Here is a 12,231-nt window from a genome sequence, read left to right as displayed (position 1 = left end):
GGGGGCGGCCTTTGGAATATTAACCCGATGTCAGCCCTTCAGGGGGTGACGCAGGACAATGGTTTCATTGCGATCAGGACCGGTCGACACCAGGTCGATCGGCACACCGCAGACTTCGGCAACGCGCTCCAGGTAGCGACGGGCGGCCTCGGGCAGCTTGTCGTACTCGGTGATGCCCACGGTCGATTCCGACCAGCCCGGCAGCTCTTCCAGCACCGGCTGCGCTTGCGCGACAGCATGGGCGCCGTACGGCAGCACGTCGCGGAATTCACCGTTGACGCGATAACCCACGCCCAACTGGATGGTTTCCAGACCGTCCAGCACGTCCAGCTTGGTGATGCAAAGGCCGGAAATGCCATTCAGGCGAACCGATCGCTTCAGCGCGGCGCCATCGAACCAGCCGCAACGGCGCGGACGGCCGGTGACCGAACCGAATTCCTTGCCGATCGTGGCCAGACGCGTACCGATCTCGTCGACCAGTTCGGTCGGGAACGGACCCGAGCCAACGCGAGTCGTGTAGGCCTTGGTGATGCCCAGGACGTAGTCCAACTGCTGCGGACCGACGCCAGCACCGGCCGACGCCGCGCCAGCCACGCAATTGCTGCTGGTGACGAAGGGGTACGTGCCGTGATCGACGTCCAGCAAAGCGCCCTGCGCGCCTTCAAACAGAAGGCGCTTGCCTTCCTGCTGCATGGCGTACAGATTGCTGGACACGTCCTTGACCATCGGTGCGATGGCCGGAGCCAGGGCCATGGCCTGATCGCGCACTTCGTTGGCGGAAACCGCTTCGGCGCCAAGGTACTTGGTCAGCACGAAGTTGTGGTAATCCAGCACTTCGGCGAGCTTCTCGTCGAACAACGAAGGATTGAAGAGGTCCTGCACGCGCAGCGCGCGGCGGGCAACCTTGTCCTCGTAGGCCGGACCGATTCCACGACCGGTCGTGCCGATCTTGCCCTCGCCCTTACGCGCTTCGCGCGCCTTGTCGATGGCCACGTGGTACGGCAGGATCAGCGGGCAGATTTCGGAAATCTGCAGGCGCGAGCGCACATCCAGGCCGGCAGCCTCCAGCTCTTCGATTTCCTTGAGCAGGGCTTCCGGGGACAGCACGACGCCGTTGCCGATAAAGCAGGTGACGCCGGGATGCATGATGCCGGACGGGATCAGGCGAAGAATCGTCTTCTTGCCATTGATCCACAGCGTATGGCCGGCATTGTGACCGCCCTGGAAGCGGACCACGCCTTGGACGGATTCCGCCAGCCAATCGACGATCTTGCCTTTGCCCTCGTCACCCCATTGGGTGCCGATTACGACTACGTTCTTGCTCATGTTACGAATCAATATCGAGTTTCTCGGGAAATCCGGAAATCTCCCCGCGGCCCTCTTGTTTCCAAGAGGGAGTTAGTCACAGCGTTCTGACCGTCCAGGCGCCATCTTGCAGCACCAGCTCGCGATCGCAAACGAATTCGTCCTGATCCTGCTCGTGACCGGGCAATACCTGAACGACAATCTCCCCTGACCGGCGCAGGCGGCGAACCGCCTCGGTCAGAGCGGGGGCCTGCCCCCAAGGCGCGCGAACCGCACGCGCCCGTTCCGCTGGCGGCAAACCCGCCGCCAGTTTGCGTAAATCCAGACTGAAACCAGTAGCCGGACGCGCCCGGCCAAAGGCCCGGCTGACGTCGTCATAGCGACCACCGCTGACCAGCGCGTCGTGCCAGCCTTCCGCATACAGCGCGAACTTCACGCCGGAGTGGTAGCCATAGCCGCCCACATCGGCAAGATCAACGCTGAACGCGACATTCGGCATCGCATCCACCACCACCTGCAATGCATCCAGCGCCACCGCGACGCCCGGCAACAGGGGCAGATCCCGACGCGCCGCCTTCAGCACTTCAGCCCCGCCATACAGCGTCGGCAGCAACTGCAACGCCTTCAACGTTTCATTCCGCATGCCCGGCGCGCGCTGGGCCAGCTCACCCAGACCCGGCACGTCTTTCTCGCGCAGCAGGCGGATGATCTCCTGCGACACTGCCACGGCAGCGGGGTCGGATTCCAGGATGGCGCGAACCACGCCCGAATGGCACAAGTCCAGACGGGGGTTGCGCACCCCGGCGATCACCACCGTTTCAAGCACGAGCTGAATGATTTCCAGATCGGCTTCAAAACCGGCATGACCGTAAATCTCGGCGCCGATCTGCAACAGCTCGCGGCTGGACAGCAAGTCCGCCGGACGGGCATGCAGCACACTGCCGCAATAGCACAGGCGGGTCACGCCGGCGCGATTCAACAAGTGCGCGTCAATGCGCGTGACCTGAGGAGTCATGTCCGCCCGCACGCCCAGCGTGCGTCCGGTCAACTGGTCGACCAGTTTGCACGTGCGCAGATCCAGATCGCTACCGGTACCGGACAGCAATGAATCGATGTATTCGACCAGGGGCGGCGCGACCAGCTCGAAGCCGTAAGTACGGTACAGATCGAGAAGTTCGCGGCGCAGTTCCTCGATGCGCCGGGCCTCTGCCGGAAGTACGTCGGCAAGGCTCTCGGGCAGCAACCAGTTACCCATGAATGTTTACCTGAAGAACGCCAAGTGATGCGTGGGCGTCGCCCAAACGAAAAAGCGGCTGAGGGGGCGTAAGCCCGCTCAGCCGCTGCGGAATGTTTTCTAGCTTACGCGGTATTGTACATGAGTCGGCGGGCCGCGCCAGCCAGGATTGCAGGCAGCCAAAGCTGTCCCCTATTGCCGCCCCGCCCTGCTTGGCCAAGCGCCGCGCCAGTAAAAAGCCCCTTGGATTTCCAAGGGGCTTTCCGTTTGGTTACGCGTGCCGCCTTACTTGGCCGGCACGGTGACCGGCGCCAAAGCTGCGCCCGCCGGGTCCTTCATGAACTGGAAGAAACTGGAGCTGGGGTCGACCACCAGCACGTCGCCCGGCTTCGAGAACGAAGCGCGGTAGGCTTCCAGGCTCTTGTAGTACGTGTAGAACTGCGGGTTCTTGCCGTAGGCCTGCGCGTAGATCGATGCCGCGGCGGCATCGCCTTCGCCCATGATGCCTTGGGCCTTGGCGTACGCCTGGGCCACGATCACTTCGCGTTGACGGTCTGCCTCGGCGCGGATCTTCTCGCCTTCGGCGGCACCAATGGAACGCAGCTCGTTTGCGACGCGCGTACGCTCCGCTTCCATACGGCGATACACCGATTCCGAAATTTCCGGGGCAAATTCGATGCGGCGCAAACGCACGTCGACGATCTGCACGCCCAGGGGCTCGGCGCGCTTGGCCACGTTGGTCAGGATCTCGGCCATGATCTTGTCGCGTTCGGTCGAGACCACGTCGCGCACCGTGCGCACGTTGACCGATGCGTTCAGCGCGTCGCGGATCAGCGCTTGCAGGCGCTCTTGCGCCACGCGCTCGTTGCCGCCCGTCGAGACGTAGTATTGACGGGGGTCGGCAATACGCCACTTGACGTACGAATCGATCAGCAGGTTCTTCTTTTCGGAAGTCTGGATGCGCTCGGCTTCGTTGGTCTCGATGGTCAGAACGCGCTTGTCTAGCGTCACGACGTTCTGGAACGGCGGCGGGGCCTTGAAATACAGGCCGGGTTCACTAATGGTCTTGCGCACTTCACCCAGCGAGAACACCAGGGCGTAGTCGCGCTCGCGCACGACGAAGACGCAGGAAGACAGGGCGGCCAGCACGATGAGCAGGCCGACCAGGATGGGCATAAAACGTTGCATGATCAGGACTCCTCCGGGTTAGCGCGACGTACGGTCGCGGGGCAGCGTGTTGCTATTGCTGCTGCCGGAAGACTGAGGCACCGGAACCGCGCCGCTACGCAACGGCGGCTGGACCGGCGGACTGATCAACGCAGGCGAACCCGGGTTGCCAACGCTGGACTTGCTGCCATCTTGGGCAGCCAGATGCATGATCTTGTCCAAGGGCAGGTACAACATGTTGTTGTTGCTCTTGGTGTCGACCATGACCTTGCTGGCGCGCGTGAAGATGTCCTGCATGCTTTCCAGGTACATGCGCTGGCGCATGACCTGCGGCGCTTTCTCGTATTCGCCCAGAATGCTGGTGAAGCGCGACGTATTACCCTGCGCATCGCCTACGACCTTGGCCTTGTAGCCTTCGGCCTGTTCGGTCATGCGCGAAGCCTGGCCACTGGCCAGCGGCACGACCTGGTTGGCGTAAGCCTGGCCTTCGTTGATCTGGCGCTCGCGGTCTTGACCGGCCTTGACGGCATCATCAAAGGCGGCTTGCACCTGCTCGGGCGGCTGAACGTTCTGAATGGCAACCGTGCTGACCTGGACTCCGCTCTGGTAGCGATCAAGGATCTGCTGCATCAGCGCCTGGACCTGGGTGGCGACCATCGTACGGCCTTCGTACAGCACGAAGTCCATCGACTGCTTGCCCACGACTTCGCGCATGGCCGTTTCAGAGGCCTGGCGGACGGATTCGTCCGGATCGCGCGTCATGAAGAGGTAGTCCGGCGCGCCGTCCGCCCGCAGGCGATACTGGACGACGAACTGCATATCGACGATGTTCTCGTCCGTCGTGAGCATCAGCGCTTCAGGCAGCACCTTGTTGCGCGAACCACCGCGGAAACCGACTTCAAACGTGCGCAGCTGCGACACGTTGACGATTTCCTGGCTTTGAATCGGGTACGGCAGGCGCCATTGGAAACCGGCCTGCGACGTGCTCTTGTATTTGCCGAACTGGGTCACAACCGCGACCTGGCCTTCTTGCACGATGTAGAAGCCGCTGGCCGCCCAGATGCCCACTGCGACCAGGGCAATGACGCCCAGGCCGATGCGCGCACCGCGTGGCGAAGGCGGCGTCATGCCGCCACGGTTGCCGGGGCGGTTATTGCCACCGCCACCGCCCTTGCGACCGAACAGGGATCCGATGCGATTATTGAAATCGCGCCAGACCTCGTCTAGGTCGGGAGGGCCGTCTCCATTGCCTTGAGGCCGCTTTGGCGGCGGCTCGGAGCCATTGTTATTCCCACGACCCCAACCAGGGTCATTCAGATTGAAGAGTTTGATAATTCGCGGCATTGTTTCCCACAATCTGTCCGGTCTCCGCAATTGCCCCGCGCAACGCATCCAGACCGGCGCGCTCGGTGGCGCTTACAAATACTCGCGCAATCGTACCATGTGCATCGCGCTCCACCCGGGGTTCCAATCCAGCCCGGTCAATCTTGTTGTATACCAGGATGGTGGGAACGGCGGAGGCACCGATTTCAGCGAGGACTTTATTCACTTCGAAAATCTGTTCGTCGCGCTGCGGACTGGCCGCATCGACTACGTGCAGCAACAGATCCGCGTGCACCGTCTCTTCCAGCGTCGCGCGAAACGCCGCGATCAGGTCATGAGGCAGGTCACGGATGAATCCGACAGTGTCCGATATCACAACGTTCCCGGCGCCCTCGATCCAAATTCGCCGCGTGGTCGTATCGAGTGTCGCGAATAGCTGGTCGGCGGCGTAGGTATCCGCCCGGGTCAAGGCATTGAACAACGTGGACTTGCCGGCGTTGGTGTAACCCACGAGCGAAACCGACAGCGCACCGCCACGGGCCCGCGCGCGGCGCTGGGTCACGCGTTGGCGCTCAACACGGTCCAGCCGCTCGCGCAGCGTCTTGACCTTGGCGCCGATCATGCGTCGGTCCATTTCAAGCTGCGATTCACCCGGCCCGCGCATGCCAATACCGCCGCGTTGACGTTCCAAGTGGCTCCACATGCGCGTCAGGCGCGTGGACAGGTGCTGCAGCTGCGCAAGCTCGACCTGCAACTTGCCTTCATGGCTCTTGGCGCGCAGCGCGAAGATGTCCAGGATGAGGGCAACGCGGTCCACCACGCGCAGATTGAAGACGCGTTCCAGATTGCGCTGCTGGGCGGGCGACAAGGGCTGGTCGAACAGGACGATGTCGGCCAGCAAGGCTTGCGACATCGCGACGCCCTCGTCCGCCTTGCCGGAGCCGATGAAGAACTTGGCGTCGGGCCGGTCGCGCCGGGCGGTCAAGGTGCCGACGACTTCCGCGCCCGCGCCCTTGGCCAGCATGGCAAATTCCTCGGCATGGGCCGTGAAGTCCGGATCACCCAGATCCACGCTGATAATCAGAGCGCGCATACATGCACCATATTGGAGCCAAAGCGAAAATGCCCGCCGACGTCATCCGTCTGGCGGGCAAAAAAAGGTACAGCTGGAGCGAGATTACTCAGCAGGGACTTCCACCTGAAAATTCACGGCGCGGGCGGGGACAACGGTGGAAATGGCGTGCTTGTAGACCATTTGCGTAACCGTATTGCGCAGCAGCACCACGTACTGGTCAAAAGATTCGATTTGCCCTTGAAGCTTGATACCGTTCACCAAGTAAATCGACACGGGCACATGATCCTTGCGCAGCGTGTTCAGGAACGGATCTTGCAGAGTTTGCCCTTTATTGCTCATTGGCCAGGCTCCATTTGTTTGTTATTGAGTGATGATGTGCTTTTTTGTACTGGTGGAGCACACCGAAATACGTACTCTACAGGGTTTTCCCGGCCCGTGCTACTTGACCAGGAAGCAAAAGTGACACCAGAGTTTTCAAGCTGAAAAGCCCCTGACCATCACGCTTGCAGGACCTCTGCGAGCCCCTTCAAAAGCACGTCTACTTGCTCGTTCGTGCCCACGGTAATGCGAAGAAACTGATCGATGCGCGCATGACGAAAATGACGCACGATGATGCTGCGCTCGCGCAAGGCGGCAGCGAGGCCCGAAGCATCTTTGGAGGGGTGCCGCGCGAACACGAAATTCGCGGCCGACGGCAACACCTCAAATCCCAGCGACTCCAGGCCCGCCGTCATCCGCGACCGGGTTTCGATCACGGCTTGGCGAGTCTTCTCAAAGTACTCTGTATCTTCCAATGCCGCCACTGCGCCGGCCGATGCGAGACGATCGATGGGGTAGGAGTTGAAACTGTTCTTTACGCGGTCGAGCCCATCGATGAGCTCGGCGCTGCCTACGGCGAAGCCCACACGCAACCCGGCCAGCGAACGCGACTTGGATAGCGTCTGCACGACGAGCAGATTGTCGTAGCGCGCGACCAGCCCAACCGCCGACTCCCCGCCGAAGTCCACATAGGCTTCATCGACGACCACGACGGCGTCGGGGTTGCCGGCGACGATGCGCTCGACCTCGGCCAAGCTCAATGCGCGGCCGGTGGGGGCATTGGGATTCGGGAAAATGATGGCGCCGGCCTGGCCGTCGGCCCGAGGCAGGTAGTCTTCGACGTCGATGCGGAAGTCTGCCGTCAGGGGCACGGTTTCGTATTCGATGCCGTACAGACCGCAGTAGACCGGGTAGAAACTGTAGGTGATGTCCGGGAAGCGCAGCGGACGCTCGTGCTTGAGCAGTGCCAGGAAAACATGCGCCAGCACCTCGTCGGAACCGTTGCCCACGAACACCTGGCCCGGCTGCACACCCATCGTTTTGGCGATCGTCTGGCGAAGACGGTCCGAGGATGGGTCTGGATATAGCTTGAGCGTGTCATCGCACGCCGCGCGGATGGCGTCGAGCACCTTGGGCGACGGGCCGTAAGGGTGCTCGTTGGTGTTCAGCTTGATCAGGTTCTGAAGCTTGGGCTGCTCGCCCGGGACATACGGACTCAGCGTCCCTACCACGGGACTCCAGAAACGGCTCATGGATCAGCTTTCCTGCGCGTAGGGGTTGTGCGAAGACTTGAATTCGATGCGCAACGGCGTGCCGGCCAGGTCGAACGCATTGCGGAAACGCGTTTCCAGATAGCGGCGATATGAATCCGGGATGGCGTCCAGCGCATTGCCGTGGATGACGACCAGCGGCGGGTTCTGCCCGCCTTGGTGCGCATAGCGCATCTTGGGACGGAAAATACCCTTGCGCGGCGGTTGCTGCTGCTCGATGGCGGCTTGCAGCTCGCGCGTCAGTTTGGGCGTGGACAATTTGGCGAACGCCGCGGCGTGGGCCGAGTTGATGGACTTCAAGAGCGGCTTGATGCCCTGTCCGCGCAACGCCGAAATGGTGTGCATGCGGGCGAACGACAGGAAGCGCAGCTTGCGCTGGAATTCGCGCTCGATGCGTTCCTTTTCTTCGCCATCCAGGCCATCCCACTTGTTGATCGCGACCACCACGGCGCGGCCGGTTTCCAGCACGAAACCCGCGATGTGGGCGTCCTGCTCGGAAATCTCGGTGTGCGCGTCCAGCATCAGCAGCACGACGTTGCTGGCCTCGATGGCCTGCAGCGTCTTGATCACGGAGAACTTCTCGACGGCTTCGAACACCTTGCCGCGCTTGCGCAGGCCGGCGGTGTCGATCAGCGTGTAGCGGCGGCCATCGCGATCGAAGTCGATTTCGATGGCGTCGCGGGTGGTGCCGGGCAAGTCGAACGCGATCACGCGTTCTTCGCCCATCAGCGTGTTGATGAGCGTCGACTTGCCGACGTTCGGGCGGCCCACGATAGCCAGCTTGATGCGGTGATCGTGTTCGCCTTCCTCGACGATTTCGTCCTCGGCGGGCGGTTCGGCCAGGTCTTTCAGTGCCAATTCGATCAGGTCGACGATGCCGTCGCCGTGCGCGGCCGAAATCGGATAGGGCTGGCCCAATCCCAGTTCGTGGAACTCGGAGATCGCCGGGCCCAAGCCCATGCCTTCGGCCTTGTTCACGGCCAGCAACACGCGCTGTTGCCCGGACTTGCGCAGCAACTGGGCAATTTCGTGATCGTGCGCGTTGAGGCCGGCACGGGCATCCACCAGGAACACCACCACGTCCGCTTCGGCGATGGCCTGCCGCGTCTGGCGGGCCATTTCCAGCAGAATGCCGTCCTTGGCGACGGGTTCGAAACCACCGGTATCGATAGCGATGAACGGGATCTCGCCTACCCTGCCCTCACCGTAATGGCGATCGCGGGTCAGGCCGGAAAAATCGGCCACCAACGCGGCGCGTGATCGCGTCAGGCGGTTGAAAAGGGTCGACTTCCCCACATTGGGGCGACCGACCAGGGCAACGACAGGCTTGAAAGACACGGTGTAAGGCTTTGTTCTATAGGTTTTAGTTGGCGCCGATCATGACGAGATTGCCATTGCCCGTCTGGACCAGCACACCTTGGGGGGTGGTTTGCGGCGGCGAAACGACGGCGCCTCCACCCACGGACAGCCGTGCCATCAGGCTGCCATCACTACGCGACAGGAAGTGCAGGTAACCTTCCAGGTCGCCCACTGCCAGCGCACCGCCCAGCATAGCCGGTGCGGTGACTTGGCGGTTTTTCAGGGCCGCCTGCTTCCAGACGTTGCCGCCATTATCCAGCGCAAACGCGCTGACGACGCTGTTCTGGTCCGCTGAATAGGCGAAACGCTCGTCCAGCGTCAAGCCGCTGACGCTGGAAAAATCCTTGGCCCACAACGGACGGCCACCTGCGGTGACGTCAAAGCAGACGATACGCCCTTGATAGGCGACAGCGCAAAGGAGATTGCCGGCGATGCGCGGAACGCCGACGACGTCGGTCAGGCGTTCGAGGTCGCTTGCGCCCTTGGGGGTGGCCACGGTGCCTTCCCACTGCACATTGCCGCTGTTGGAGGCGATCGCCATCAGCTTGCCGCCCGGCAGGCCGGTGATGACCAGGCCTTCAGCCAAAACCATCTGCGACACGCTGCGCAAAGCCAGCGACGGGCCGGGACGCTGCACGTTCCAGACGCGTTCACCGCTATTGGCGTCGAACGCCTGGATACGGTAGTCGCCGCTGCGCACGACCACGATGCCGTAGCCGACCACGGGCGGGATCGTGACGTCGCTGGTGGCGCGGACCTTCCACTTCACCTTGCCGTTGTCGTCAAAGGCGATCACGTCGCCGTCGGGAGAGGCAACCGCGGTGGTGGTGCCGTCGCTGCCGGCGCCGGCCGACAGCTTGCCGTCGGTCTTGGCCTTCCAGAGCGGACGACCGCTTTGCAGATCGAACTTACCCACGGAGCCGTCCGGCGTGGCGGCGTAGACGGCGCTGCCCAGCACCGTGGGCGCAAAGCCCAGGCCGGATCCACTGCCGATCGACGTCGACCAGACCTGGTGCACGGACATGCCAGCCTTGTACTCGGTCAGCGGCGCAGGATCGTAGCGGCCGTCATCGTGCGAAAACAAGCCGCATCCGCCCAATGCAAGCAAGCTTGCCAGGCAAACGGCGCCACGCCACGTACGACCAGGTGCAAATTTACGCATTACAGTCACGCTCCGCTCAAGGCATCCAATTTCAATTGCACAACCTGGGTCATCGGGTTCGACGTGCCCAGGCCATCAATGGCGCTTTGCCATGCCGCACGCGCTTCGTCGCGCTTGCCTTGCGCAGCGAGGATATCGCCACGGCGGTCCGCGAACAAGGCGGCGAAAGCGGCCGGCGGGTTGTTCAATTGCGCAAGCGCCGCGTCATATTGCTTTTGATCCAGCAGCATGCCGGCCAGGCGCAGGCGCGCCACGGATTGCATGGCGGGGTTCTTGCCTTGCGCAGCCAGCCATTCGAGCTGCTCGCGGGCGCCGGCCTCGTCTTTCTGGGCTTGCAGGGCTTGCGCCGCGACGAGCGCGCCGCGCGCGGCGTAGCCGGTGGCCGGATACTGTTCGCGCAACGTGGCCGCGGCCGTCTTGATGCGCACCGAGGAATCGGCGCCACCCAGGCGAGCCGCATCTTCCAGCGCTTCGAAGTAGCCCATGGCTTGATTGGCACGATGCGACTCATAGGCCTTCCAGCCCCACCAGCCGCCCCACGCCAGCGCCACGACGGCAAACAGCGTGACGATCAGCGTGCCGTAACGGGCCCACCACGCCTTGATTGCGTCCAGTTTTTCCTGTTCTTCGAGATCGTATGCCATGCCTTAACCCTTGTTGTTCAGTACCGCGGCCAGGTCCGTCAGCGGGACCTGCTGCTGGGCGGCGTCGCCCTGGGCGTCCGCGCGCAAATATTTGACGCTGGCGGTCTGCGACGCGACCTCATCGGCGCCAAGAATAACCGCAACCCTGGCGCCGCTGGCATCCGCGCGCTTGAATTGGGACTTGAAACCGGCTGAACCGGCATGCACGATCACCGACAGGCCCGCGTCACGCAGGTTTTCGCCGACCCGGGCGGCCAGGCGCTGGGCCTCTTCGCCCTGGTGCACGACATAGACGTCGCATTCGACCGGCGCTTCCAGTTGCACGTTTTGTTCCCAGAGGTCCAGCAGGCGTTCCATGCCGATCGCGAAGCCGACCGCGGGCGCGTGCTTGCCGCCCAGGAGTTCGACCAGGCCGTCGTAGCGGCCGCCGCCGCAGACCGTGCCCTGAGAGCCCAGGCGGTCGGTGACCCACTCGAACACCGTCAGGTTGTAATAATCAAGACCGCGCACCAGGCGCGGATTCAGGCTGTATTCGATGCCGGCGTCCGTCAGGCGCTGGCACACGCCGTCAAAGTGCGCACGGGATTCATCGCCAAGGAAATCGAACAGGCGCGGCGCGCTGTTGGCCATTTCCTGCATGGCGGGGTTCTTGGTGTCCAGCACGCGCAGCGGGTTGGTGTACAAGCGGCGCTGACCGTCTTCATCCAGGATGTCGCGGTGCTTTTCCAGGTGTTCGATCAGGGCGGCGCGGTGCGCGGCGCGTTCGGCGGGCTGGCCCAGCGAATTCAGTTCCAGGCGCACGTCCTTCAGGTCCAGCAGCTTCCACAAGCGGGCCAGCATGACGATCAGTTCGGCATCCACGTCGGGACCGGCGAAGCCCAGGGCCTCGACGTCGATCTGATGAAATTGACGATAGCGGCCGCGCTGCGGGCGCTCGTGGCGGAACACGGGGCCGATCGAGTAGACGCGCTGCGGACGGTCATAGAGCATGTTGTGCTCGATGGAGGCACGCACGATGCCGGCCGTCATTTCGGGGCGCATCGTCAGCGATTCGCCGTTCAACGCGTCGGTGAACGTGTACATCTCTTTTTCGACGATGTCGGTCACTTCGCCGATGCCGCGCGTGAACAGGCGCGTATGCTCAAGCACGGGCGTACGCACATTGCGGTAGCCATAGCCGTGCAGCCAACCGCGCACGATTTCCTCGAACTGTTCCCAACGGGCGCTCGTCCCGGGCAACACGTCATTCATGCCGCGTATGGCGGCCACTTTCTGGAAAGCTTGAGTCATCTTGATCATGCCGCATCACGCGCCTGCCGGCGCGTCCGCGGCTACACCCTTTCTTTTAATGAGAGGCGAGGGCGCCGTAACGG

Annotated in this window: 11 protein-coding genes; all 11 read right to left on the bottom strand. The window is 62.8% G+C overall.

What is annotated here, in order from left to right; translation table 11 throughout:
* Positions 1 to 30: 30 nt before the first annotated feature.
* The 11 genes from ACE039_RS24215 to hisS all read right to left on the bottom strand — a co-directional run bounded on the left by ACE039_RS24215 (position 31) and on the right by hisS (position 12,148).
* The gene (locus tag ACE039_RS24215; protein WP_310033299.1) at positions 31 to 1,326 is read right to left on the bottom strand and encodes an adenylosuccinate synthase; all 1,296 of its coding nucleotides are present in this window, start codon (positions 1,324 to 1,326) and stop codon (positions 31 to 33) included.
* A gap of 76 nt (positions 1,327 to 1,402) precedes the next feature.
* Positions 1,403 to 2,560: an ATP phosphoribosyltransferase regulatory subunit gene (locus ACE039_RS24210; RefSeq protein ID WP_448711386.1), complete on the bottom strand. Its 1,158-nt coding sequence runs from the start codon at positions 2,558 to 2,560 to the stop codon at positions 1,403 to 1,405.
* A gap of 264 nt (positions 2,561 to 2,824) precedes the next feature.
* Positions 2,825 to 3,727, bottom strand: coding sequence for a protease modulator HflC (gene hflC, locus ACE039_RS24205; protein ID WP_105559771.1), 903 nt, complete (start codon positions 3,725 to 3,727; stop codon positions 2,825 to 2,827).
* A gap of 18 nt (positions 3,728 to 3,745) precedes the next feature.
* Positions 3,746 to 5,050 (bottom strand): FtsH protease activity modulator HflK, encoded by a 1,305-nt coding sequence (gene hflK, locus ACE039_RS24200; protein ID WP_105559770.1) that lies wholly within the window; start codon positions 5,048 to 5,050, stop codon positions 3,746 to 3,748.
* The gene (gene hflX, locus ACE039_RS24195; RefSeq protein WP_088590962.1) at positions 5,016 to 6,122 is read right to left on the bottom strand and encodes a GTPase HflX; all 1,107 of its coding nucleotides are present in this window, start codon (positions 6,120 to 6,122) and stop codon (positions 5,016 to 5,018) included. Before hflX ends, hflK begins: the two co-directional genes overlap by 35 nt.
* An 84-nt stretch (positions 6,123 to 6,206) precedes the next feature.
* On the bottom strand, positions 6,207 to 6,443 hold the full coding sequence (hfq, locus tag ACE039_RS24190; protein WP_006218585.1) for an RNA chaperone Hfq: 237 nt from the start codon (positions 6,441 to 6,443) through the stop codon (positions 6,207 to 6,209).
* A gap of 158 nt (positions 6,444 to 6,601) precedes the next feature.
* Positions 6,602 to 7,675: a histidinol-phosphate transaminase gene (gene hisC / locus ACE039_RS24185; RefSeq protein ID WP_448711384.1), complete on the bottom strand. Its 1,074-nt coding sequence runs from the start codon at positions 7,673 to 7,675 to the stop codon at positions 6,602 to 6,604.
* Between the two features lie 3 nt (positions 7,676 to 7,678).
* On the bottom strand, positions 7,679 to 9,031 hold the full coding sequence (gene der / locus ACE039_RS24180; RefSeq protein WP_105559768.1) for a ribosome biogenesis GTPase Der: 1,353 nt from the start codon (positions 9,029 to 9,031) through the stop codon (positions 7,679 to 7,681).
* Between the two features lie 25 nt (positions 9,032 to 9,056).
* A complete protein-coding gene (gene bamB / locus ACE039_RS24175) occupies positions 9,057 to 10,214 on the bottom strand; it encodes an outer membrane protein assembly factor BamB (protein ID WP_105559767.1) in 1,158 nt (385 codons plus the stop codon).
* Positions 10,215 to 10,219: 5 nt separating this feature from the next.
* Positions 10,220 to 10,858: a YfgM family protein gene (locus ACE039_RS24170; protein ID WP_105559766.1), complete on the bottom strand. Its 639-nt coding sequence runs from the start codon at positions 10,856 to 10,858 to the stop codon at positions 10,220 to 10,222.
* Between the two features lie 3 nt (positions 10,859 to 10,861).
* The gene (gene hisS, locus ACE039_RS24165; protein WP_485823542.1) at positions 10,862 to 12,148 is read right to left on the bottom strand and encodes a histidine--tRNA ligase; all 1,287 of its coding nucleotides are present in this window, start codon (positions 12,146 to 12,148) and stop codon (positions 10,862 to 10,864) included.
* Between the last annotated feature and the right edge of the window lie 83 nt (positions 12,149 to 12,231).

This window comes from Achromobacter maghribensis, assembly GCF_057334215.1.
Note: the sequence above shows the minus strand (reverse complement) of the source record. Positions and strands in the feature narration are given on the sequence as shown.